Below are 25,196 nucleotides of genomic sequence, written 5' to 3' on the forward strand. Positions count from 1 at the left end.
CTCTGCTCCCTGCTCCCTAGTCTCCTTTGTCTCCTACAAAAGAGCGGATAACCCTAATCTTGATTGGGAGCGATCGCCCTTTTGCTAGAGATGATTACACGGTAACAGTCGTTACGATAATAAGTGTACGAAACATTTTAGTTATTAATGCTTCTTTATTACTGGGAACAATATCAGCAAGATCGTGCGGCAAATGCGCAGGCGTATAAATGATTTATGACTTGCACCTAATAAATTTTGCTTGCTTCTTCCCTTATCCCTCACTCCTTATCCCTCGCTCCTAATATGACCGCTACCCAGCCTATAGAACTTCCCCTGATTGGTAAAATTAAGCATCCAGCGCGTTGGTTAGTTGGGCTAGTGGCTGCTGGTGTCGTAGTGGCTGGTTCTGCAACTTACGTCATCGTAGATCGATCGACACCTAAGATCGACTTGGCTAAGTTAACCGTACCAGTTGAAGCTAAAGACTTAACGCTGCGGATTAATGCTAGTGGCAAAGTCGTACCGATCCAAAGCGTCAATGTCAGCCCTAAAGTAGCAGGAGTGCTAAAGAATTTATTAGTAGAACAAGGCGATCGCGTCCAAGCCGGACAGATTATTGCCAAAATGGATGATGCTGACTTGCAAGCGCAACTGATCCAAGTACGTGCCAAACTTGCTCAAGCCCAAGCTGAATTAGCGCAAGCCCGTGCGGGAAATCGCATACAAGAAATCGATCGCGCTCAAGCTCAGGTAGATGCAGCCCAAGCTAGGGCAAACTTCGCACGGGAAAAACTAGAACGTTATCGGAGATTAACGCAACAAGGTGCGATCGCCCAAAACGAGTTAGATCAATATGTCAGTGAAAGCCAAAGCGCTCAAGCTAACCTACGGGAAGCACAACGCCAGCTATCGCTGCTAAAAAGTGGTAGTCGTCCAGAAGAGATCGCCCAACGCCAAGCAGTCGTGCAAGCAGCTCAAGGTGAGTTACAAGCTCTTCAAGTTAAGCTCAACGATACAATTATTCGCGCTCCCTTTACGGGTTTGGTGACGCAAAAGAATGCTTCAGAAGGAGCCTTTGTAACCCCCACAACTTCGGCATCTAGCGGCACGTCTAGCTCGAATTCATCGCTAGCCAACTCAACTTCGATTGTCGTGCTGGCGAAAGGTTTGGAAGTTTTGGCAGAAGTTCCAGAAGTTGATGTTGGACAAATTAAATCGGGACAGCAAGTTGAAATTGTAGCTGATTCTTATCCCGATCGCATTTTTAAAGGTCACGTCCGTTTGGTTGCTCCCGAAGCCGTTGTCGATCAAAACGTAACCTCTTTTCAAGTCCGAGTAGCACTCGATTCTGGTCTAAATCAATTACTTTCTGGCATGAATGTAGACTTAACATTCTTGGGTCAAAATCTCAACGATGCCTTAGTCGTACCCACAGTATCGATTGTCACTCAACAAGGTAAAACTGGGGTTTTAGTCCCAGGAGAAAAGAACAAACCCGAATTTCGTCCGGTCACAATTGGCTCTAGTATTAAAGACCAAACGCAAATTTTACAAGGTTTAAAACAAGGCGATCGCGTTTTTCTCGACCTACCAAAAGACCAACAACCAGAACAAGAAAGTGAGTAGGATTAGTGACTAGTAGCTAGGCTCTTTTATAGCCACTAGTCACTAGCCACTAGCCACCGATCGCTGATAACTAGATAACCAATAACTGAAAATGGATGTTTTAGAAAGTGGCAAGATGGCAACGAAAACGCTGCTATCTAATAAGTTGCGTAGTGCCTTAACGATGTTAGGAATCGTCATCGGCAATGCTTCAGTGATTGCGATGGTGGGAATCGGACAGGGGGCGCAAAGATTTGTCGCCGAACAATTTGAATCTTTAGGAACTAATGTTTTATTTGTCATCCCAGGTAATCGGGATGCTCAAAGAACGACGGTAGATTTGCCAAAAACTTTAGTTTTAGAAGATGCCAAGGCGATCGCTACCCAAGTACCGACAGTGGCTAAAGTCGCGCCTCAGCTTCAATCAAGAGAATTAGTCACGTATCGCAACAAAAATACCTATAGTTCAGTTGTCGGTACGACTCCAGAATATACTGCTGTTCGTAACTTCAATCCAGAAGAAGGACGATTTTTTACCCAGCTTGATGTGAAGCGAAACAATCAAGTTGTTGCTTTGGGTTCGGATTTAGCAAAACGATTGTTTATCAACCAAGATCCAATTGGTAAATACGTCCGCATTAAAGACGTGCGCTTTTTAGTGATTGGCGTGATGGAATCAAAGGGATCTGTCTTAGGAACCAATTATGACGATAGCGCGTTGCTGCCAATTACCACTATGGCAAGCCGGATTGTCGGCGAAAATTCTCCCTATGGAGTGAGTCTAACTTTTATTTCGATTTCAGCTAAAAGCGATGCCAGTGTAGAAGCAGCTCAATTTCAAATTCAAAACCTGCTGCGATTGCGGCACAAAATCACAAGAGAAGACGATTTTAGCGTTCAAAGTCAAAAAGATGTACTAGAAATTGCGGGAACTGTCACGAGTGCTTTAACGGTCATGCTAGCAGCGATCGCAGGTATTTCTCTACTCGTGGGTGGCATCGGGGTCATGAATATCATGCTCGTTTCCGTTACCGAACGCACGCAAGAAATCGGTTTGCGTAAAGCTTTGGGCGCTACCCAGCACGACGTTTTGATTCAATTTCTGATTGAGGCTGTCATGTTGTCGGCAGCTGGTGGCATTGTGGGAACTGCCTTGGGTGTAGGTGGTATCTTACTAATTAGTGCGTTTACTCCCTTTCAAGCGGGTATTTCACCTGTGGCAATTGCATTAGCTGTCAGTATCTCCGGGGGTATTGGCGTTGTCTTTGGTGTCGTTCCTGCCCGTCGCGCTGCCCAACTCGATCCGATTGTTGCTTTGAGGAGCGCTTGATTGGGGAGGCGAAGGTTTAAAATTCAAAATTGGGACAAGGGAGACAAGGGGGACAAGGGGGACAAGGGGGACAAGGGGGACAAGGGGGACAAGGGGGACAAGGGGGACAAGGGGGACAAGGGGGACAAGGGGGACAAGGGGGATAAGGGAGTGGTTTTCGTTGGGAACACTTTTTCTGCTCGCTCCGTCGTTGGTGTCCGATAGGTTAGCGATCTAGATTAGCCAAGACACAGCAACTCGATCGAGCGGTTATTAATGTACCACCAATAATAAATGACCAATGACCAATGACCAATGACAACCCAACGAATATTTCCCGACTCAAATCGGGTTGTCATGTTAATAATTGTGAGATTGGCTGTAGTTTTGTTGAAGTTCGATCGCAAAAAATAATAAAAAATTTGAGCGTTGATTAAAATTTTCTAAAATAAACGACAGCTTGATGCTGCCTCTGACAAATCCCTGGAATTATGGCTGTAGTCAATAGTAAAGATGACTGTAGCGAGGTGAAACAGGCTGTTGAGAGCGAATAACATAGCGAATAACACCAAGTGAAAAGGCGCGATCGCCACGCGATCGGAATCAGTTTGGTATTAAATACACGTTGTTTTGTGAGAGCGAACTTTCTCCTCAAGGAGTAGATAGAACTTGAAGCTTGAGGTAAGGTAGAGGCGTGTCTGTCACTGATGGCTGCGATCGCCCAACTGCTAAAGTTTGGGAGTACGTACCAACCCTTGGCAAAAGTTGTCGTGCTAATTCTGTAAATCTGATACGCTTGCCCGTAGCCTTTTATTTTGTCATGCGGTTACGTGCTGCAAGCAGACAATAGAAAACTGAATATTTACTGGATATAAAAACTAAATTCATAGACCATAAACCTAAACTATTTATCTATGATTAACCCTGAAGCGCCAAATAAAGCCGTATCCTTACCATTCGGAAAAGCTAAGCGCCGTAAGTCGTGGCTGGCAGGATTCATCACATTGGGATTGCTGGGCAGTGCTGCCGTTACTTTTGCGATCGCCCGTACCCAAACCCCTGAAATCGACCTAGCCAATCTCCAAACAGTAATGGTCGAATCTCAAGACTTAAAAGTTCAAATCAAAGCCAATGGTATAGTTCAGGCAGTCAGAAAAATTAATCTCAGTCCTAAAGATGCAGGGCGAATTGAGCAATTGTATGTCGATGAAGGCTCTCAGGTGAAAAAGGGTACGCTCATCGCCCGGATGGACAACGAAGAATTTCAGGCACAAGTTAAACAATATCAAGCAGGCTTAGCAAAAGCTAAGGCAGAACTAGCGAAAAAGCAGACTGGCAATCGTCCCGAAGAAATCGAGCAGGCTAAAGCTGAATTAGCAGAAAACGAAGCCCAAGTCCGAGAAGCGAAATCGCAGTTAACGCTACGTCGGGAACAAGTGCAGCGCAAACTCAGACCAGCGAAAGAAGGAGCAATTTCTCGCGACGATTTAGACCAAGCTTTGACAGAAGAACGTACAGCCAGAGAAAACCTCGACCGGGCGATCGCGAGTTTAGCAGTTGCCAAACACGAGCTGACACTGCGAATGAAGGGGTATCGTAGCGAAGAAATTACCCAAGCTGAAGCCGAAGTCGCTCAAGCCGAAGCCCAACTGAAGTACTACCAAACTCAACTATCAAACACTTTAGTCCGCGCACCTTTTGCAGGCACGATCACGCGCCGCTACGCTCAACAAGGCGACTTTGTGACTCCCACAACATCCGCTTCTTCCTCGGATGGCGCTACTTCCGCATCGATCGCCGAACTCTCCAGCGGTTTAGAAGTAGAAGCCAAAATCCCAGAATCCAGCATTGCGCGGATTACCCCCAATCAGCCAGTAGAAATCCGTTCCGATGCCTACAATAAAACCTTTAAAGGTCGCGTCCGCACAATCGCACCCAGAGCAATTAGGGAAGATAATGTCACCTCCTTTCGCGTCAAAGTGAGCCTGCAAACAGGGCAAAACCAGCTCAAATCAGGCATGAATATCAAACTCACCTTCCTCAGCGACAAAATTAAGGATGCAGTTGTCGTACCCCTGACAGCAGTTGTCACCAAGAAAAACGGTCAAACAGGGGTATTTATGCCAGATCGAGAAGGACACATCCGATTTCGCGAAGTTGCTCTAGGCGCGAGTAGCAGCACTCACGCTCAAGTTCTCGAAGGCGTGAATCGAGGCGATCGCGTCCTGATTACCCCTCCCCCCGGTCAAGCCATTCCTGGCGTGGATGAAGAGTCTAGGAGCTAGGAGTAAGCTGTGGTGGGCGTTGTCCACCCTACTACCAATTACCAATTACCAATTACCAATTACCAATTACCAATTCTTCATGAATCCCATTGAATGTATCAAAATGGCAGTTGCTACTCTGACGGCTGATAAGCTTCGGAGTAGCTTAACTATGTTAGGAATTGTCATCGGTAATGCTTCTGTGATTGCAATGGTAGGTATAGGGCAGGGAGCGCAGAACTACACTCTTAACAAACTCGATTCTTTCGGACCAAATCGACTGTTGGTTTTTTCTAGTCGCGACGATTCGGAAGGATTTATTTCCGAACAACGAGGGCTAGTGCTATCGGATGCAGAAGCAGTGAAAAAACAAGCATCAGCGGTTAAGTCAGCGGCTCCAGTCATTGAAAATAACTTATTAATTTCTTACCGTAACAATCAAACTTATACCCAAGTCAAAGGAACAACACCAGCACTACGAGAGATTAGAAATCTCATGGTCGATCGCGGTCGGTTCTTTGATGCTTCTTTAATGCGTCAAAGTTCTCCCGTGGTCGTTCTGGGTGCAGAATTAGCAGAAAAACTATTCGATCGCGAAAACCCAATTGGCAAAGATATCCAAATCAAAAACACTAGCTTTCAGGTGATTGCAGTCATGACAGCTAAGGGTTCTTTTGCCGGAGAAAATGAAGATAATGTTGCCTACATTCCCATTACGACAATGGCAACTCAAATTGATGGCAGAAGATCGGCGTTTGGAACACCAATCAGCCACATTCAAGTTGCGGCAAAAGATAAACACAACGTGCGAGTTGCAGCTTTTCAAATTACTAACTTACTAACGCGATTGCACGGTAGAAAAGACTTTGTAGTGGTTGCCAACAAATCTTTTCAAGAATTAGTCTCGCAGGTGACAGGAGTGCTATCGCTGATGCTGGGAGCGATCGCAGGTGTATCGCTGTTTGTTGGCGGCGTAGGCATCATGAATATCATGCTGGTGTCAGTCACCGAACGCACGCCAGAAATTGGCTTGCGCAAAGCAATTGGAGCCACTCCCCAAGCAATTTTGGCACAATTTTTAGTCGAATCAATTATTCTCTCTGTATCGGGTGGTTTAATCGGTACGGCGATCGGCATCAGTGGTGTGGCGATCGTTGGTGTATTAACCCCTCTCCAACCCAGCGTTCCCATTGCCGCGATCGCCCTAGCTGTAGGGATTTCTGGTGGTGTTGGATTAATCTTTGGCGTAGTTCCCGCCCGTCGCGCCGCTCAACTCGACCCGATTATCGCCCTGAAAAATAGTTAAGATTTGGGACAAGGAGGACAAGGGAGACCAGGGAGACAAAGGAGTAGTTCTAGCCACTAGCCACTAGCCACTGTTAACTGAAAAATGACTAATCTAAAAAGTATTACTAAACCAGTTATCGTCCGCTTGGAAAATATCTCTAAGATTTATGGTTTTGGAGAAACAGAGGTGCGGGCGCTAGTAGATGTCAATTTAATTGTGGAACAAGGCGAATATTGTTCGATTATGGGTGCGTCTGGTTCTGGTAAGTCTACAGCTATGAATATGATTGGTTGTCTCGATCGCCCAACCAGCGGACACTACTATTTAGATAATTTGGATGTTGCTCAGTTAGATGATGCTGACTTAGCACATATTCGCAATCTCAAAATTGGCTTTGTCTTCCAACAGTTTCACCTTTTGCCCCAACTCAGCGCTTTAGAAAATGTGATGCTACCGATGGTTTACGCTGGGATCAAACCAGCCGAACGTCGCGATCGCGCTACGGTTGCACTCAAGCGTGTTGGTTTGGAAAATCGCCTTCACAATAAGCCCAATCAACTTTCTGGCGGACAACAACAAAGGGTAGCAATTGCTAGGGCGATTGTGAATCAACCAGTTTTGCTCCTAGCAGACGAACCGACTGGCGCTCTCGACTCGCGCACGACTCAAGAAGTCTTGCAGATATTTGGTGAACTCAATGCTAGTGGGATCACAATTATTATGGTGACGCACGAACCAGAGGTAGCAAAGCAAACTCACCGAATTGTTTGGTTTCGCGACGGTCAAGTCATCCACTCGCACCTGACTCCCGATGATATCGGTCAAGTTGCAGCTTCTTAGTAGACAATCTTGAGGAATTTATTGAACTTTGTTGCATGAAAAAAACCCGCATTAGCGGGTGGCGATCGCAATTGCACAAATGCAAATTGCCAATTGTTTTTGCTACGTCAAATTTGCTAATAGCTCCATGTGTGCTTTTTTTTAGCCCCCTTTTTAAGGGGGTTGGGGGATCGAAAAACTGTGCTACTCATCAAAAGATCCCCCCTAGCCCCCCTTAAAAAGGGGAGGAACATGTGCTACTCATCAAAAGATCCCCCCTAGCCCCCCTTAAAAAGGGGGGAACATGTGCTACTCACCAAAAGATCTCCCCTAGCCCCCCTTAAAAAGGGGGGAACATGTGCCACTCACCAAAAGATCTCTCCTAGCCCCCCTTAAAAAAGGGAGGAACATGTGCTACTCATCAAAAGATTCCCCCTAGCTCCCCTTAAAAAAGGGAGGAACAGTCGTAAATAAGAAACGTCTTACCAACAACAAATGACGAAGGACAAATGACAAATGACAACTTAAAGACTAGAAGTTTTGCCTGTTTGAGCTTGTGTTTCTATAGGCTTAATATCTGTGTAACCCATATTACTTGAAATTGTGCGGAAGATAGAAATCTGATCTTCAAATTCAAGTCCTTCAGTTTGGGAAAGTAAATTTTTAATTGGTTCAGATGCTTGATAGCTTGAAGGCATTCCGACAACAGTATCGCCCATAGCTTGAGCCCAAGCATACCAAACCATCAATTGATTATTTTCTTTCAACGCACCGTAGGCGTGAGAATAGTCTGTATTTTCTTTGTTGACAATTTGCCGCATAATTGCAAGCTGCTCGTCGTCTGACAATTCGTAAAAGTCTCCTAGTAGTCTTGGTGCTAGTTCAGGTTCGGCAGCAGTTGGTGCAGCTGGAGTGATTGAATCTCCCATCTTTTTGTAAACCAAATAAAACCAAGCCAACTTAGCGTCGGTGTCTAAGGCATCAAAAGCTTTTATGATGTTTTGAGTCTCGGCAGAAAGCGCTTGAGACCGATCTGGATTGAAGCTTGATGTCATTGCTGATATCCCAGTTAATTTAAACTCTCAAGCTTAGGGTTATCAGAGTTGGGGGACGCAATTCGCCCTCCGAGAGAGATAGTTTTAATTAGTGGGAATTTATATCTTTAGTAGCAGAGACAGCAGAGACATTAGTAAGAGAAGGATGAGAGAAAAATCTATCTTAGTGGGGTTATGAGAGTAGGCGATCGCATTGATAGGATTGCCTTACAACATAAAATAATTTCAATAGGAGTGACCCATGCCAGAAGAAATTAAATCGAACCCTAATGAAACTCCTACACAAGATGCTCAGCTAGCAGCTGAGAATATAGCTACTGGAGTCGAAAAAGCACCTACAGTAGATTTTGATGCAGATTATGCCGCTGCCCAGCAATACAGCGTCAGCGAAATCGATCGTCAGGGTGAAGGTGCGATGGCAGCTGAAAAGGTGACTCAACCTGAATTTCAAGTTTCCGAGTCAGACGAACAGCAAACAGTAGCCAAGCCAACGGGAGATCCTGCTGACTACATGGATATGGCAAAGGATGTGAATTCTCCTTCGCAGGAAATCAACAAAGACTCCAAGTCAACCGGAAATCCGGCTGATTACATGGACATGGCAAAGGACGTAAATTCATAGTTTGAAATAGAGACGTTCCCGCGAGCGTCTCTACGTGTTTGTCTGGGATAATATACCTCTTTGTTGCAAAACTGGACGGGCTGCTTGTCTGAGTTTAGGTAACTGTCTGGCAAATAATAGCGAGCCGATAATACAAAAACTTCCACCAATAAGTAAAGTATTGGTAGCACCAATACGATCGGCAGAAAATCCAGCAAATAAGTTACCAAATGGAACCATTCCTAAAAAGGACATGGTAAATAAACTCATGACTCGTCCGCGTTTATCATCTTCAACAATAGTTTGAATTACAGTGTTACTGGAGGAAATAGTCAGAATAGAACCAAGTCCAATTAACGCGGACATAAGGGTGGATAACCATAGCATTCTTGATAGGGAAAAAAAGATAATTCCCGTGCCGCAAAGTGCCGGAGCTAAAGCAATGATTTTGCCCAAACCGACAACTGTTTTGCGAGTGCTTAAATAAATTCCTCCGCCAATTGCTCCCACTCCCGAGGCTGCCATTAATAAGCCTAAACTGCGCGCGTCTCCACCTAGAATTTTGGTAGCAAATATGGGAACTAAGGTAACATAAGGCATTGCCATTAAACTAAATAAAGCTAGTAATAGCAAGGTCGAGCGGATTGGAGAAAAGTTGTAGGCGTAAACAAATCCTTCTTGTAATCTTTGCAATGGATTGGCGGTTGTAACGACTATTTTCTTTGGTTTTAAGCGCATTGCTATTAAAGCCGCAATGACAGCAATATAGCTTACACCATCAATTAAAAAACAGTAAGCAGCGCCAATTCTAGCAATCAAAATTCCCGCGATCGCAGGTCCGACTAACCGTCCGCCATTAACTAGAGAAGAATTCAACGCGATCGCACTGGCTAAATCGTCTCTCTTCTCGACCATTTCTGGCACAAATGCTTGTCTAGCCGGAGCATCTACAGCATTAATCACGCCTTGAAATAAACTCAAAATAATAAAATGCCAAATATGGATCGTGCCTGATAGCGCTAATACTGCTAGCACTAGAGACTGGATCATGGCTAATATTTGAGCAATAACTAAAATTTTATGTGTATTGAATCGGTCTACTAAAACTCCACCCCAAACGGCTAAAAAGAAGCTGGGAATTTGACTTGAAAATCCCACAATGCCTAACATCAGCGCTGAATTTGTGAGTTTGTACACAAGCCAAATTGTTGCCGTTTGCGTCATCCACGTACCAATTAATGAAACCCCTTGTCCAAAGAAAAATAAACGGTAGTTTCTCGATCTTAAAGCAGGTACGACCGCAATATTTGCAATTCTATTCATTTTTTATCTAGATTCAGGAAAGCACTTATTTATTAAATAAATACTTTGTTGCCTCGGAACACCATCCAGAGAACTATTGTTGAAACATAGGATTGGAGTATGTTGATACTAACAATTTCTCTGCTTCCAGCGATCGCTGTGTACGAGTAACAGTGGAGTTGTGAGTTTTTAGGAAAGATTGGCGATCGCTTGGTCAATTAACCTGGAAAATAGTTGGCGTTCTTCCAGAGAAAAGCCTTGCATGGCTTGCTCCCTCAGATCTAAAGCGATTGGAGGTAGTATATTTTCTAGTTCTCGACCAGCACCCGTCAGCCAGATCCGCCAAATGCGGCGATCGCGAGGGTCGCGTTCTCTGCGGATCAGTCCTCGTTCTTCCATGCGATCGAGGACTCCCGTTAAAGTTCCTCCTACCTGCTGCAATTTCTCCCCAATACTACAAGTGGCTAAGCCATCTTCCTCCCACAAACAGCACAACACGACCCAGTGAAAGGGTGTCAGACCAAAGGGTTCGAGGCGTTCTTGAAATCTGCGGCTCCCCAACTGACCTAACAGCTTAATCCGGTAGCCAACGCTATACGGCGCTAAAATTTCTCGCAATGGCTCGGCAATTTTTCGTTCGGTAGAAGTAGAAGGCATGTCGGGGATATTTCGCATACGTAATATTATTTTAGCTAAATTCTTTTGAGTTTGACAATCTGTCATAACTGTCTCTAAAAATGTAACCACAAAGCAAGCGGGTAATTTCGTATAGCAGAGTATGGATTGTTGCATTTATTTGTAGATCGTGCGTTTTGCTCGCACAAATATAACTTTCGGAGTATTTTTGTGACTAGGCTTAATTCGCTAGTCGTGCTGGTGTCAATACAGTTTAGATAAGACGATCCCCCCTCCCTTAAAAAGGGGGGGAATCATAGTCCCCTTTGTTAAGGGGGGTTGGGGGGATCTCCGAGGCTCAATGCTTTGAACTAAAATGTATTGCTGCTGGTGTGACAGGAACCGATTCCAGACCTACGGAAGATTTAGAGTAAGTACAGAGTTCGGCGTAAGTTTACCTGGTGCAAAAAAACACGTTATCGTGCGAGATGGAAAAAATCAAAATAGCGCGATCGCAGTTATTCGTCAGGGAATTATTGCTGAAAAGACAACTCTAGGATACAATTGCCCGAATTCAAACTTTTGATTATGATGCTCAGAAGTCAGAGTCACTAATGCCACGATCGCCAGATCGATCCCGTTAATTTATCCAGGTGCAGCCTTGCCAGAGCCTTTGCCAGAGTCTTTAAAAACCAGCTCCAAACAGAGCGATCGCGACAGACACTTTCGTACCGATCATCTCAATGCCGATCTCAAAAAGCGTTCTATACGCGGCGGAGCAGTGACGCTGGTAGCTCAAGCTTGCAAGTTTACCTTGCAAATGGGTTCTACAGTCATTTTAGCCCGCCTGCTAGCGCCGCAGGATTACGGTTTAGTCGGGATGGTGACTGCCGTAACGGGTTTTGTCGCCTTATTTAAAGATATGGGGTTGTCGATGGCAACCATCCAAAAGGCAGAAATTAACCACCGCCAGATTAGCAACCTGTTTTGGGTAAATATTTTTGTTAGCCTGTTATTAACTCTCGTAACTTGCGCGATCGCTCCTGTTGTCGCCGTATTTTACAACGAACCGCGTTTAACCTTAATTACCATCGTTTCGGCAATTGGTTTTTTGTTCGGAGGCTTAACAGTCCAGCATCAAGCTTTGCTCAACCGCCAGATGCGATTTACGGCTTTGGCAGCAATTGATATTGTTGCTATGGGTTTTGGAGTCGTCAGCGCTCTAGTTTTAGCTTGGTATGGTGCGGGATATTGGGCATTGGTGGTCATGCAAATCGCGATCGCGATCGGTCAAATGGGAGGTGCGTGGTTGCTGTGTAGCTGGCGACCGAGTTTACCGAAACGACACGCTAATATTCGCGAATTATTGACTTTTGGCAGCCATCTCACGGGCTTTAACGTGATTAATTACTTCGCCCGCAACCTAGATAACATCTTAATCGGTCGGTCTTGGGGTGCGGGACAATTAGGGCTGTATGCCAAAGCTTATGGCTTGTTACTCTTACCATTGCAACAAATTAACGCGCCAATTACTGCGGTGGCAATCCCAAGCCTAAGTCGATTACAGGCAGACCCGCAGCAATTTCGCAACTACTACCTTAAAGCAGTCTCGCTGGTTACGTTTCTCACGTTACCTTTAGTTATCCTTTCGATCGCGATCTCTGAAGAAGTCGTGACGCTAATTCTCGGTTCTCAATGGCGAGAAGCTAGTTTTCTGTTTCGGTTTCTCGGTGTCGCCGCCATATTTCAACCGCTTTGCAATACGGCTGGTTGGTTGTACATTGCCACAGGCAAAACAGACCGGATGTTGAAATGGGGCGTGTTTGCTTCTAGTTTGACAGTGGTATCGTTCTTTATCGGTCTGCCTTATGGAGCGCGGGGAGTTGCTTTATGCTATGCCGTAGCGATGCTTTTACAAGTCTATCCTTGTATGTATTATGCGACTCGCGGTCTAGAAATTACGACGAGCGATTTGTTCTCGGCGATCGCCCAATCGCTTGTTGCTGCTCTGATCGCGGGGCTTGCCACAATAGGAATTAAATTTGCACTCAATCCGATTTTACCAGTGTGGGGCATCGCGATTGCTTGCACGTTAGTGATGGCAGGATTGTACGTCGCGATCGTGTTTTATTTGTTTGGCAAGAAATCTTTTTATCTGTCCTTCCTGCGAGAATTTAAACAACGACGATGAAAGTAGCGACACCTTCTCGGTATACTTACAAAGTTCAAGAACGGGGCGATCGCGTGCGTCCCAACCGCTTTCACTCCCGCTATGCAATTCTCAAATTGCTGCTAGAAAAATTGCAGTATCTAGTTGAATCTGAGTTGCTCGTACCGGGAGAAAAGTTACTCGATTACGGTTGTGGTAACAAGCCTTACGAATCTTTATTTAAACAAAAATTCGCTCGCTACATTGGGGCTGACTTTCCAGGTAACGATCGCGCCGAAATTGCGGTTGGTTGCCAAGGACAGCTACCAATTGCCGATGCAAGTATTGATTGCGTCCTCTCTTCTCAGGTTTTGGAACATGTAGAACAGCCTCAAGTCTATTTGAAGGAAGCTTATCGAGTTCTCAAGCCAGGTAGCGCTTTGGTGCTTTCAACTCACGGAATTTGGCGATATCACCCCGATCCTTGCGATTACTGGCGCTGGACGGCTGCTGGTTTGCAACGGGAAATCGTGCAAGCTGGGTTTGAGATTGTATCGGTGCAAAGTGTGTTTGGGATGGCATCTGCTGGATTGCAACTTTGGCAAGATGCTACAGAAGAGAAAATACCGGGTCGTTTGCGCAAATTCTACATTTGGTTGCTTCAACGGGCGATCGCTTGGATTGAATCGCGCCATCCCGAACGGTTATCTAACGATGCAGCAGTGTATATTATCCTTGCCAAAAAATCTAGAGGAGAGGAAAAGGTTTTCTCTTAACTGTAGCTTTTCTAGTGAAGAATTTTACTGTATTATTTTCAGCAAAAAAAGGAGAAATTCAAATCTATGGTGGTTAGTCCAGTTGAAACTTTCTACAACAATTTTTCTCCAACTTTTATTCGGGACTACGTTTACGGTAACGAACGGATCGATCGCCAGCTAGAGTTTTTTACAAAGGCAATTCATCCCGATACGGCAAGAATATTAGTTATTGGTTGTGGTTCGGGACAGGGGACTCATTTTATTGCTAAATGGATAGCAAAAAAAGCTCAAATTCTAGCAGTAGATATTAGTTCGGAAAATCTTCGTTTGGCTCGGAGTTTATTTAGTCATCCTCGCATTGAATATCGCCAAGTTAACGTGGTGACGGAAGCAATTGAAGGAAATTGGGATGCGATTGTTTTACCTGATGTTTACGAACATATTCCTCTAGCAGCAAGGGGAGATTTACATCGTAAATTCAACGCTTTGCTGAGTCCTCAAGGCAAAATTTTGTTTACGATTCCTAGTCCAGGAAAGCAAGCCGCACTCTACGCATCGGGAGAAGGTTTACAAGTCGTTGATGAAGTTGTCACGCTAGAAGATTTGGTCGAAGTCGGAAAAGCCGTTGAAGGAACGCTGACCTATTGGAGTACAATTTCTGTATGGAATACAAACGATTATATCCACGCGGTTATCGAACGAGGAGCGGCAGAAATAGGGAGGATTGCTCAACAAGATTATTTACCAATTAAAGGGTTCAGTTCTCTGCGGCAAAATTTATCTTATCGTGGCTTAGTTGCCCTCACAAATCTACCTGGAATTGTTCGGGCTACAAGATGGTGGAAGCGCCAACGGGTACAAAAGTTAGTTGAGGGCGATCGCGCTTAGATAATAGAGTTGTTTCTACTTGGTTTTAGATGAAAATAGCCTTTGTCGTGCAGGAATTTCCAGCTTTGTCTGAAACCTTTATCCTGAATCAAATTTCAGGTTTAATCGATCTAGGACATGAGGTAGATATTTATGCCGTTCAGCCGCGATCGCAAGATTCAAAAGTGCATCCAGATGTGGAAAAATATGACTTGCGATCGCGGACTTTTTATGCTGCTAAAATGCCCGATAATCGCTGGCAACAATGGCTGAAAGGATTGGGGTTAATCGCAACTAATTTTCACAAAGCACCTCAGGCGATCGCGCGATTGCTCTATTCTGAATCTGTCAGAAAAGTTAGCCGACTCACGCTAATTTACGAGTTAACTCCTTGGCTAAAACGTAGTAGATCGTATGATATCATTCACTGTCATTTTGGAATGAATGGTGTTAAAGCAGCTGTATTAAAAGAAATCGGGGCAATTCAAGGACGATTGATTACCGTATTTCACGGATTTGATATCACTCTTTATCTTCAGCAAGTCGGCGATCGCGTTTACGATCGCTTGCTATCAACAGCAGATTTATTAATGCCAATTAGCAAGTTGTGGCAGCAAAAACTCATGGAGTTAGGTGGCGACGAAAAGAAAATTGTCGTTCACCATATGGGAATTGATTGTCATCAATTTACCTTTCAACCACGTCAATACAGCGATCGCGTAGTGCGGGTAATTACTATTGCGCGTCTCGTCGAAAAAAAAGGCGTAGAATATGGAATTCGTGCTGTAGCAAAACTAGCAAAAGATTTTCCCCAAATAGAATATCAAATAGTAGGAGACGGCTGTTTAAAAGAAGAGCTACAGAGTCTAATTCAAGAACTTAAAGTAACCAATAAAGTGAAACTATTAGGTTGGAAACAACAGCAAGAAATTACCGAACTTCTCGCTCAAGCTCACATTTATATGGCTCCCAGCGTTACTAGTAGAAATGGCGATCGAGAAGGTATTCCAGTCTCTTTAATGGAAGCAATGGCTTGTGGAATGCCAATTTTGAGTACCATGCATAGCGGCATTCCCGAACTCGTCGAACATGGTAGATCGGGATTTTTAGTCCCAGAGCGAGATGCGGATGCTTTAGCTGAAAAATTGAGTTATCTACTAGAAAATCCCGAAATTTGGCAAGAAATGGGGGTAGCAGGTCGAGCCTGTGTGGAACAATACTACAATATCCATCGACTTAACGGACAACTCGTTGATGTCTATCAAAAACTATTAGGTGCTTGAGGACATAATATTTAGCTTTGAAGCAAGAGTAGCGAGAAAAACTTCTGAATCGCGATTAGATATAATTCACCCAGGAAGAAGCAGAGAAATAGCATGGCGGCGCTGACAATGATTGTCTAGGTTTTATCGGAACAAAGTAATAAAATACACCCAAAAAGATTTATGGCACTCGGACAACAAAGCTTTCTATTACCAGTTCCTACAGGCTCTCTACTCATACCTGAAACTGCGCCAGCCGCTACCTCAGATAGAGACTTTCAGACAAATAGAGGACAAAAAAGCTATTCGGTACGCTTTTCTCTGATAATACCAACATATAACGAAGGAAAAAACATTCGCGCGATCGTCAGCATTCTCACGAATTTGCTCGATCCAGTTTTGCCAGAAGATTATGAATTAATCGTCGTTGACGATGATAGCCCGGATCGGACGTGGGAAATTGCTCAGCGCTTAATGGTAGAGTACCCCCAATTGCGGGTGATGCGACGGACTACGGAAAAGGGACTTTCAACAGCTGTAGTGCGCGGTTGGCAAGCAGCCAATGGAGAGATTTTAGGCGTAATTGATGGTGACCTACAACACCCACCGCAAGTTTTATTGAAACTCTTAGCTGCAATGAATGACGGTGCAGATTTAGCTGTAGCTAGTCGCCACATTGAAGGTGGGGGAGTGAGTAGCTGGAGTGCGGTACGTCGCTTTTTGTCAAGAGGCGCACAACTATTAGGTTTGGTAATCTTACCGCAAGTCGTGGGGCGCGTGTCTGACCCCATGAGCGGTTATTTTATGGTACAGCGACAAGCGATCGCCGGAGCAGCTCTCAGTCCTGTGGGCTACAAAATTTTGATTGAAGTTTTGGGACGGGGAGACATTAAAGAAATTGCCGAAGTTGGTTACGTTTTTCAAGAACGGCGCGAAGGCGAAAGCAAAGTTACGTGGAAGCAGTATGTAGACTACATCAAGCACTTGATCGGACTGCGAGTTTCGCGAGGACGGATCGGTAGAATCCGACAAAAAATTAATTTCCCGATTGGCAGATTTATCCGCTTCGGTGCGGTTGGTTTTAGCGGGGTATTTGTCGATATGGCAGTTTTATATCTCCTCCACGATCAGAGTGGATTGGGGTGGGGGTTGACGCGGAGTAAAGCGATCGCCGCAGAAGCTGCTATTATCAATAACTTTTTCTGGAACGATGCTTGGACGTTCAGCGATATGTCCCGACAGCAACGCGGTTGGCGCAAGCGGATCAAGCGGTTGTTGAAATTTAATATCGTCTGCTTGATGGGTTTAGTATTGAATATCCTGCTGCTGAATGTCCTCTACAACACTTTGCACGTTCACTATCAAGTCGCCAATCTTCTCGCGATCGCGATCGTCACGTTCTGGAACTTCTGGATCAACCTCAAACTTAGCTGGCGCGTCACAGAAAGTGATAACTAGAGGCTAGAGGCTAGGTAAGAATAAGGGACAAGGGGGACAAGGGAGACAAGGGGGACAAGGGAGAGGGGGGAGACAAGGGGGACAAGGGGGACAAGGGGGACAAGGGGGACAAGGGGGACAAGGGGGACAAGGGGGACAAGGGGGACAAGGGAGACTTCGCTAACTACCAACTACCAATTACCAATTACCAATTACCACTATTGCCATGTCTCGCCCAATTTACTTAGATTGCCACTCGACTACGCCGCTAGATGAAAGAGTTTTGCAGGCGATGTTGCCATATTTTCGGGAGCATTTTGGTAATCCGTCGAGTAACAGCCACGCTTACGGCTGGGAAGCAGAGGCGGCGGTGAGACAAGCAAGGGAAATCTTGGCAGAGGCGATCGCGGCTACGCCAGAAGAAATTGTCTTTACGAGTGGAGCGACGGAAGCAAATAATTTAGCCATTAAAGGGGTGGCTGAGGCTTATTTTCAGAAAGGACGGCACATTATTACGCTAGCAACAGAGCATAATGCTGTTATCGACCCTAGCGAATATTTGCGATCGCTCGGTTTTGAGGTGACGTTTTTACCCGTGCAAATAGATGGGTTGATCGATCTAGAGAAATTAGAACAGGCTTTTCGTCCCGATACGATTTTAATCTCGGTGATGGCAGCAAACAATGAAATTGGTGTATTGCAACCGTTGGCAGAGATTGGGAAAATGTGTCGCGATCGCCAAGTTTTATTTCATACTGATGCGGCACAGGCGATCGGCAAAATTCCCCTCGACGTGCAGGCGATGCAGATCGATTTAATGTCGCTGACGGCGCACAAAGTTTATGGACCAAAAGGTATTGGTGCTTTGTACGTGCGACGGCGCAATCCTAGAGTCCAACTAGCACCACAGCTACACGGCGGCGGACAAGAACGGGGAATGCGTTCTGGGACTTTGTATACGCCGCAGATTGTTGGTTTTGGTCAAGCAGTCGCGATCGCTTTGGCAGAACGGGAGACAGAGGCAAAGCGCCAAATGCAACTACGCGATCGGCTGTGGCAAAAGTTAAGCCAATTAGACGGGGTGTATTTAAACGGACATCCCAGCCAAAGGTTGCCTGGTAATTTAAACATTAGCGTCGAAGGAGTCGACGGCACTGCCCTACACTTGGGGTTACAGCCTGTTGTAGCGGTGTCTTCTGGCGCGGCTTGTTCTTCTACCAAAACAGCCCCGTCTCACGTTTTACTCGCCTTGGGGCGCTCGGAACAGCTAGCTTATGCCTCAATTCGATTTGGGATTGGGCGGTTTAATACGATAGAGGAGATCGATCGCGTAGCAGAACATGTTGTGGCGACAATCTCTAGCCTGCGGCGACAAAAGCAGTTATCAGCGATCGGCGATCGGTGAACAGTTAACAGTTATTGGTAAAGATGAATAGGAAAAAAAGACAAGCCACGGGCGATAATTGACTTCAAACTGTGGTGTGTTTGAACGTGGTGTGTTTGAACGTGGTGTGTTTGAACAATGGAAATGGATAGCGGACGACCTATCGGTGTAGATTTGTTTGCAGGTGTTGGTGGGATGACGCTTGGTTTTGAACAAGCAGGTTTTGATGTCCTGGCAGCTGTGGAAATCGATCCGATCCATTGTGCAACCCATCAGTTTAATTTTCCGTTTTGCAAGGTTTTATGTCAGAGTGTCACCGAGACTACAAGTACGGAAGTTAGAAGTTGTTCGGCAATAGGCGATCGCGATATTGATGTCGTCTTTGGCGGTTCACCCTGTCAGGGATTTTCGTTAATCGGCAAACGCGCTTTGGACGATCCGCGTAATGCATTGGTACATCACTTTTTGCGATTGGTACTAGAGCTAAAACCAAAATATTTCGTATTTGAAAACGTGCCAGGATTAACTATTGGCAATCATCGCCAATTTCTCTCAGAATTAATTGCAGCTTTTGGCGCTGGTGGATACGAAGTTAAAACAGATTATCGAGTTTTAAATGCGGCAAACTATGGTGTACCTCAAGATCGAGCCAGATTATTTCTGCTTGGCTGTCGTTACGGTTTACCTCTGCCTGAATATCCTCAACCGATAACGAAACCCTCGCTCTCTCGCAAGTCAAAATATATTTTAAATTTACCTCATTTAAAACCAACTCCCACAATTTGGGATGCCCTGTGCGACCTTCCAGTAGTAGAAATGTATCCGGAATTATTTCAGCAAGATTGGACGATCGTTGAGTACGGTAAACCCAGTTATTATAGTAGTAAAATGCGTAGTATTTTTGCTAACAATGATAACTATGCTGGCGATCGCCACTTCGATCTGCGCTTATTAACTTCTAGTTTGAGAACTCGACACGGTGACAATTCTATTGCTAGATTTGCTACTACCAATTGGGGGGAAGTAGAGCCAATCAGTCACTTTTATAAACTTGCACCTGAAGGTATTTGCAATACTTTAAGAGCTGGGACGGCGAGTAATTTGGGTGCTTTTACGTCACCCCGCCCGATTCATCCCTACAAGCCCAGATGTATTACTGTTAGAGAAGCTGCCCGATTGCATTCCTATCCCGACTGGTTTCGATTTCATCAGACGAAATGGCATGGTTTTCGCCAAGTGGGAAATTCTGTTCCACCGCTTTTAGCTCAAGCAATTGCTAGAGAAATTCTCCGCGTTTTAGGAATAGTTCCAGTTAAACCAAAAGAAACACAACAACTGGGATGCGATCGCCTACTGCAACTCAATATGACTCAAGCAGCGCGAATTTACGGTGTAGCGGCAAATGCGATCGCGCCAAGGTTAAGACAGAAGCGAAGAGAATGAGTGTTGTTTTCGGTATTGTTGACTGGAATTGGTAGGCTATTTGTTTCGCGCTAGCCAAGAGTTATGCGCGATCGCGCCAGTCAAAAACTTTAAATTAAAAAAACTTTAAATATTGTCTCGGAATTCTGATAAAACTTAAAACAGAGGTGACTGAGAGCATACGTGATGGTGGCAGCAGCAGACTACCGCGAGATTGACATTGCCCCATTAATCGACCATACCTTGCTGATCCCGACGGCAACGCCCGCCCAGGTGGAACAGTGGTGTATGGAAGCAGACAGATTTGGATTTGCCGCAGTATGTATCAATCCCGTCTACGTGCGGCAAGCAGCAGAACTACTCCACGGCAAAAAACCGAAAGTCTGTACGGTGATTGGCTTTCCTACCGGAGCCACGACAGCAGCCGTGAAGTTATACGAAGCGCAAGAAGCAGCCGACAGCGGGGCAACTGAATTAGATGTCGTCATCAATTTGGGCTGGCTTAAAGCTGAGAAAACAGAAGCACTGCACCGAGAAATAGCCGAAATTTGCGAAGAAACGGGGCAAACAGTCAAAGTTATTTTAGAAACCACCCTTCTGACAGAGGCAGAAAAACGACTTGCCGCAGATATATGTATGGATGCGGGAGCAGCGTTTCTCAAAACAAGTACGGGATGGAATGGGGGTGCAACAGTGGCGGATGTGCGCTTGCTCAAAGAAATTGCTAAGGAACGAGTCGGTATTAAGGCATCGGGAGGAATTCGCACTATAGACCAGGCAATAGAGCTAATATTGGCAGGGGCGACGCGATTGGGTACATCTCGCAGCGTCGATCTACTCCGCCAGCGCGATAACCTGGAAAAAGGCAGTTATCAGCGAACAGTTATCAGTGACTAGTGACTGGTGGCTAGTGAATAGAATTGCTCCCTTGTCTCTTTATCTCCTAACACCTAACTCTTTCCTAGATGAGTCGTACCTACAAAGCCACCGGAATTAATTTAAAGAGTATGCCTTTGGGCGAGGCGGATCGGTTGCTGACGATTTTGACTCAGGAGTTTGGTTTGATCCGAGCTGTTGCGCCTGGGGTGAGAAAGCAAAATTCCAAGATTGGTGGTAGAAGCGGGTTGTTTGTCGTCAACGAACTGTTGATTGCTCAGGGGCGATCGCTCGATAAAATTACTCAAGCTGAAACCCTAGAGTCATACCCTGCTCTGAGTCAAGATTTAGGTAAGCTTGCAGCTAGCCAGTATTTGGCAGAAATGGCAATGTGTCAAGCTTTGAGCGAACAACCCCAAACTGAATTATTTTTCTTGCTCAACGAGCATCTCAAACGCCTAGAGCAATTGCCTAAATCTGCGGGATCTTCGACTTTAGCTCACTTATGCCATGCAGCGTTTCACCTGTTGGCTTTGGCAGGGATTGCGCCTCAAGTTCAAGCTTGTTCTTTAACGGCAAATTCCCTGACTCCAGATTTTTCTACTCCTAACTGGCAAGTAGGATTTAGTACCTCAGCAGGGGGAACGGTAAATTTGTCTGCTTGGGAAAATGCCACGGCTATAGGCAAAAACAGCGATCGCAACAAATCTGTAAAATCTGATGATGTTACTAATACCAATATTTTGCCACCCACGGGCAGAGTGGCAGAGGCGATGGGTACGGGTTATCGGGCGATCGCCCACAAACAAGAGAAACTCGTACTCGATCGGCGGATAAATGCCGCAGAACTAGCTTTATTGCAACAACTGTCTCAGGCTAATTTACCTGCGATCGCCGTTCTGGATCGCCATAACTGGCTGTCAATCGAACGCATTTTGCGTCAGTACGTACAGTATCACTTCGGTCGCCCCATTCGGTCAGCTGCCCTGATCGATAGTTATTTTGCTTCCCTGCCGAGTCCTTTAACAGAAGATCATGCAACCGTCTGATTTAGATACAAGAAATACCAAGCCATCCGCTTCTCAGGCTAATTCCCTCAGAAGTCAAGTTGGAGGTCACGCTGCTAATTCGCGGTCTACGCCATCTACGCCCAAATATCTATCTAGTAAAAAGCAAATATCTCATAATTCTGTAGCTGAAAGCACAAATATTCCAGAAAAAACATACACTCAAGAAAAAAGCGAATTTTCTATGGGAGAGGCAGACGACAAGCTGCCAAAAATAGAGCAGTTAAATGAAACTGTCAGAAATGGCGTAATGACAAAAATGCCAGCAAGTCAAGATAGCGCGATCGCCACGGAGTCGAGTGGCTCAAACGGCAGTTCTCAAGAGTATGGAGACGAGCCGCCATCAGATGAGTCACAAGGATTTTTGCCCGTTTTGCGCAACCGCAATTTTCTCTCTTTGTGGAGCGGTCAAGTCTTTTCTCAACTTGCCGATAAAGTTTATTTAGTGATGACGATCGCCATCATTTCCAGTCGCTTTCAAGCCAGCGATCAAAGTATCAGCGGGTGGGTTTCGGCGATTATGATGGCTTTTACCATCCCCGCAGTCTTATTTGGCTCAGTTGCAGGGGTATTTGTCGATCGATGGTCGAAAAAGATTGTACTTGTAGTGACAAACTTGCTACGGGGCGTTTTTGTGTTGTCAGTCCCATTTCTGCTGTGGTTCACGCAAGACTGGCATTCAATTTTTAATTTGCCCGTAGGCTTTGCAATTCTTTTAGGATTATCGTTTGCGATCTCGACACTGACACAGTTCTTTGCTCCAGCCGAACAAGCAGCAATTCCTTTAGTCGTGGAGCGAAGACACTTACTCTCAGCTAACTCGCTTTATACCACGACAATGATGGCTTTGGTGGTTGTGGGATTTGCGGTAGGAGAACCATTACTGGCGATCGCCGATACAATTACCGATCGGATTGGGATCGGTACGGGTATGGGTAAGGAAATCGTTGTTGGCGGGAGTTACGCGATCGCCGGACTGATTTTATTTCTTCTCAAAACTGGCGAGAGCCTACCCGATAGCGATCGAGAACCGCCCCACGTTTTGCAAGATCTACGTGATGGACTCAGCTATCTCAAACATAATCGTCGCGTCCGCAATGCCCTCCTCCAGCTAATCATTCTATTTTCCATCTTTGCCGCTCTAACCGTGCTTGCCGTGCGGCTAGCAGAAGTCATTCCAGGGTTAAAATCTTCTCAATTTGGCTTTTTGTTAGCGGCTGGCGGAGTTGGAATTGCCTCTGGTGCAACTCTCCTCGGTCAATTCGGTCAACGCTTTTCCCACGCTCAATTAAGTTTATGGGGTTCTGTGGGCGTAGCAGCCTCCTTAGTCGGTCTATCGATGTTCTCCCACCAACTGTGGTTTGCTTTAGCATTGATTGCGCTACTAGGGGCTTGTGCTGCCTTAGTAGCGATCCCCATGCAGACCACAATTCAAAAAGAGACTCCGCCTGACATGCATGGTAAAGTCTTTGGTCTCCAAAATAACGCCATCAATATTGCTTTGTCTCTACCGCTAGCACTGGCTGGTTTAGCAGAGACATTAATTGGTTTACAGGCAGTTTTTCTAAGTTTAGCCGTAATCGCGATCGCAGGAGGTCTCTTAACCTGGTATATTTGCCGTACAGAGACCCAGATTGTTAGTTAGTTATCAACGAGAGGCTTTGGGGGGAATTAAGGGAGCAGGGACGAGCTGGGAGCAGGGAGCAGGGGAAAGAGAGCTGAGGGAGCGATCGGGAGCTGAGGGAGCTGAGGGAGAGAATTGACTCACCACACCCCACACCCCACAACGCCAGTTGCTACAACGGGGGAAACCCCCGCACCGCAATGGCTCCCCCACATCCCATACCCCACACCCTACACCTCACACCCGACTCCCAACTCCCTAAGTCTCTTACTAGATCGGAAAATCGAGCCGCAACCGAATGCATATTGCCTGGATTGGAAAAAAATCACCCTTTTGTGGCAATGTTACTTACAGTCGAGAAGTTACTAATGCCTTGCTAGACCGAGGAAATCAGGTTAGTTTTCTTCACTTCACTCAAGAAGAAGAAGAAGCTAAGCGGGATAATTGGCCCGACTGCCCAGAAGTCCCTCTACCTTTCCTCTATAAGTCTCAAGTCTATACAATCCCGACTTTAGGGGCAACAAAGGTTTTAACTCAGTCGCTACGGGAGTTAAAACCAGATTTAGTTCATGCATCTTTAACGCTATCTCCCCTAGATTTCATCCTGCCAGAGATTTGCGAGGAGCTGAACCTACCCCTTATTGCAACTTTCCACACTCCCTATGCTGGTAAAGGGGCAAAACTCGTATCGGGTACTCAATTGCTGGCATATCAACTGTATGCTCCATTTTTAATCAACTACGATCGCGTTATCGTTTTTTCGGAAGTCCAGCGAGAGTTGTTTGCCAAAATGGGTTTGACTGCTGACAAAGTAGCAGTGATCCCCAACGGCGTAGACGTAGAGAAATATAGTCCTGGGACTTCACGTATCAAGCAAGAATTCCACGCCGAACGACTATTCGTCTATCAAGGTCGAATTGCTGCGGAAAAAAATATCGAAGCATTGCTTCGCGCCTGGAAGCAAGCGGATATGAAACCTAGTAGTAAATTGCTTATGGTAGGTGATGGTCCCCTTACCGCTTCTTTACGACCTTTCTACAGCGCAGAATTTGGCATTTACTGGTTAGGATATATTGCCGATGAAAATCGACGGTTGGAGATTTTGCGTGGTAGCGATGTGTTTGTTTTGCCGTCTTTGGTAGAGGGATTGTCAATTTCTTTGTTAGAGGCAATGGCTTGTGGTCTGGCATGTTTAGCTACAAATGTGGGTGCAGATGGGGAAGTGTTAGAGAATGGCGCTGGTGTAGTCCTCACTCCCAGGCGCGTCACGTCACAATTATCAACTCTGCTACCTTTGTTTCAAGATCATCCAGAACTTACCATCTTACTAGGGCAAAAAGCGCGACAGCGAGTATTAGAGCGCTATACCCTGAGTCAGAATATCGACCGGCTAGAGCAGCTTTATGACAGCGTATTGTCACAACGGCAAAGTTCAAAAATTTTCAGTTCTAAGTTTCGCGCTCGACTATAGATAAGACAATAGATAAATTGTAGAGGCGTTCCCGGGAAC

At 45.5% G+C, this 25,196-nt stretch carries 23 protein-coding genes; 20 read left to right on the top strand and 3 right to left on the bottom strand.

The window, feature by feature from the left end; genetic code table 11:
* The first annotated feature begins 285 nt into the window (after positions 1–285).
* From CHRO_RS00690 to CHRO_RS00715, 7 genes are all read left to right on the top strand, one after another.
* Positions 286–1,608, top strand: a complete 1,323-nt coding sequence (locus tag CHRO_RS00690) for an efflux RND transporter periplasmic adaptor subunit (protein WP_015152248.1) — start codon at positions 286–288, stop codon at positions 1,606–1,608.
* A 91-nt stretch (positions 1,609–1,699) separates the two neighbouring features.
* Positions 1,700–2,917 (top strand): ABC transporter permease, encoded by a 1,218-nt coding sequence (locus tag CHRO_RS00695; protein WP_015152249.1) that lies wholly within the window; start codon positions 1,700–1,702, stop codon positions 2,915–2,917.
* Positions 2,918–3,121 (top strand): hypothetical protein, encoded by a 204-nt coding sequence (locus tag CHRO_RS31040; RefSeq protein ID WP_041462306.1) that lies wholly within the window; start codon positions 2,918–2,920, stop codon positions 3,119–3,121.
* A gap of 469 nt (positions 3,122–3,590) precedes the next feature.
* Positions 3,591–3,746, top strand: a complete 156-nt coding sequence (locus tag CHRO_RS31470; RefSeq protein ID WP_181245569.1) for a hypothetical protein — start codon at positions 3,591–3,593, stop codon at positions 3,744–3,746.
* A gap of 64 nt (positions 3,747–3,810) precedes the next feature.
* Positions 3,811–5,181, top strand: coding sequence for an efflux RND transporter periplasmic adaptor subunit (locus CHRO_RS00705; protein ID WP_015152250.1), 1,371 nt, complete (start codon positions 3,811–3,813; stop codon positions 5,179–5,181).
* Positions 5,162–6,466: an ABC transporter permease gene (locus CHRO_RS00710; protein WP_245570521.1), complete on the top strand. Its 1,305-nt coding sequence runs from the start codon at positions 5,162–5,164 to the stop codon at positions 6,464–6,466. Before CHRO_RS00705 ends, CHRO_RS00710 begins: the two co-directional genes overlap by 20 nt.
* 84 nt (positions 6,467–6,550) lie before the next feature.
* Positions 6,551–7,288 carry an ABC transporter ATP-binding protein gene (locus CHRO_RS00715; protein WP_015152252.1) on the top strand — a complete coding sequence of 246 codons (738 nt, stop codon included), beginning with the start codon at positions 6,551–6,553 and terminating at the stop codon, positions 7,286–7,288.
* A 503-nt stretch (positions 7,289–7,791) separates the two neighbouring features.
* Here CHRO_RS00715 and CHRO_RS00720 read toward each other — a convergent pair.
* Positions 7,792–8,322, bottom strand: a complete 531-nt coding sequence (locus CHRO_RS00720; RefSeq protein WP_015152253.1) for an orange carotenoid protein N-terminal domain-containing protein — start codon at positions 8,320–8,322, stop codon at positions 7,792–7,794.
* 241 nt (positions 8,323–8,563) lie between these two features.
* Here CHRO_RS00720 and CHRO_RS00725 point away from each other — a divergent pair, with 241 nt between their 5' ends.
* On the top strand, positions 8,564–8,944 hold the full coding sequence (locus tag CHRO_RS00725) for a hypothetical protein (protein WP_015152254.1): 381 nt from the start codon (positions 8,564–8,566) through the stop codon (positions 8,942–8,944).
* 30 nt (positions 8,945–8,974) lie between these two features.
* On the opposite strand, the gene CHRO_RS00730 is transcribed toward CHRO_RS00725, so the two are convergent.
* Both CHRO_RS00730 and CHRO_RS00735 read right to left on the bottom strand, forming a co-directional pair.
* Positions 8,975–10,246 (bottom strand): MFS transporter, encoded by a 1,272-nt coding sequence (locus CHRO_RS00730; protein ID WP_015152255.1) that lies wholly within the window; start codon positions 10,244–10,246, stop codon positions 8,975–8,977.
* A 168-nt stretch (positions 10,247–10,414) separates the two neighbouring features.
* On the bottom strand, positions 10,415–10,882 hold the full coding sequence (locus tag CHRO_RS00735; protein ID WP_041462686.1) for a MarR family winged helix-turn-helix transcriptional regulator: 468 nt from the start codon (positions 10,880–10,882) through the stop codon (positions 10,415–10,417).
* Between the two features lie 619 nt (positions 10,883–11,501).
* Between CHRO_RS00735 and CHRO_RS00740 the strand changes: the two genes are divergently transcribed.
* The 12 genes from CHRO_RS00740 to CHRO_RS00790 all read left to right on the top strand — a co-directional run bounded on the left by CHRO_RS00740 (position 11,502) and on the right by CHRO_RS00790 (position 25,157).
* Positions 11,502–13,031, top strand: coding sequence for a lipopolysaccharide biosynthesis protein (locus tag CHRO_RS00740; RefSeq protein WP_015152257.1), 1,530 nt, complete (start codon positions 11,502–11,504; stop codon positions 13,029–13,031).
* On the top strand, positions 13,028–13,765 hold the full coding sequence (locus tag CHRO_RS29330; RefSeq protein WP_015152258.1) for a class I SAM-dependent methyltransferase: 738 nt from the start codon (positions 13,028–13,030) through the stop codon (positions 13,763–13,765). Before CHRO_RS00740 ends, CHRO_RS29330 begins: the two co-directional genes overlap by 4 nt.
* Before the next feature lie 66 nt (positions 13,766–13,831).
* Entirely contained in the window at positions 13,832–14,635 is an 804-nt protein-coding gene (locus tag CHRO_RS00750; protein WP_015152259.1) for a class I SAM-dependent methyltransferase, read from the top strand.
* Positions 14,636–14,664: 29 nt separating this feature from the next.
* A complete protein-coding gene (locus CHRO_RS00755; protein ID WP_015152260.1) occupies positions 14,665–15,897 on the top strand; it encodes a glycosyltransferase in 1,233 nt (410 codons plus the stop codon).
* 162 nt (positions 15,898–16,059) lie between these two features.
* Positions 16,060–17,334, top strand: a complete 1,275-nt coding sequence (locus CHRO_RS00760) for a glycosyltransferase (RefSeq protein WP_015152261.1) — start codon at positions 16,060–16,062, stop codon at positions 17,332–17,334.
* Between the two features lie 205 nt (positions 17,335–17,539).
* Positions 17,540–18,718, top strand: coding sequence for a cysteine desulfurase family protein (locus tag CHRO_RS00765; protein WP_015152262.1), 1,179 nt, complete (start codon positions 17,540–17,542; stop codon positions 18,716–18,718).
* A gap of 117 nt (positions 18,719–18,835) precedes the next feature.
* Positions 18,836–20,140, top strand: coding sequence for a DNA cytosine methyltransferase (locus tag CHRO_RS00770; protein ID WP_015152263.1), 1,305 nt, complete (start codon positions 18,836–18,838; stop codon positions 20,138–20,140).
* A gap of 165 nt (positions 20,141–20,305) precedes the next feature.
* Entirely contained in the window at positions 20,306–21,016 is a 711-nt protein-coding gene (gene deoC, locus CHRO_RS00775; RefSeq protein WP_015152264.1) for a deoxyribose-phosphate aldolase, read from the top strand.
* Positions 21,017–21,084: 68 nt separating this feature from the next.
* Positions 21,085–22,044, top strand: a complete 960-nt coding sequence (recO, locus tag CHRO_RS00780) for a DNA repair protein RecO (RefSeq protein ID WP_015152265.1) — start codon at positions 21,085–21,087, stop codon at positions 22,042–22,044.
* Entirely contained in the window at positions 22,031–23,707 is a 1,677-nt protein-coding gene (locus CHRO_RS00785; protein WP_015152266.1) for an MFS transporter, read from the top strand. Before recO ends, CHRO_RS00785 begins: the two co-directional genes overlap by 14 nt.
* The gene (locus CHRO_RS34120; protein WP_256498651.1) at positions 23,697–23,825 is read left to right on the top strand and encodes a hypothetical protein; all 129 of its coding nucleotides are present in this window, start codon (positions 23,697–23,699) and stop codon (positions 23,823–23,825) included. Before CHRO_RS00785 ends, CHRO_RS34120 begins: the two co-directional genes overlap by 11 nt.
* A 159-nt stretch (positions 23,826–23,984) precedes the next feature.
* The gene (locus CHRO_RS00790; RefSeq protein ID WP_015152267.1) at positions 23,985–25,157 is read left to right on the top strand and encodes a glycosyltransferase family 4 protein; all 1,173 of its coding nucleotides are present in this window, start codon (positions 23,985–23,987) and stop codon (positions 25,155–25,157) included.
* The last annotated feature ends 39 nt before the right edge of the window (positions 25,158–25,196 follow it).

Source organism: Chroococcidiopsis thermalis PCC 7203 (assembly GCF_000317125.1).
Lineage (GTDB): Bacteria > Cyanobacteriota > Cyanobacteriia > Cyanobacteriales > Chroococcidiopsidaceae > Chroococcidiopsis > Chroococcidiopsis thermalis.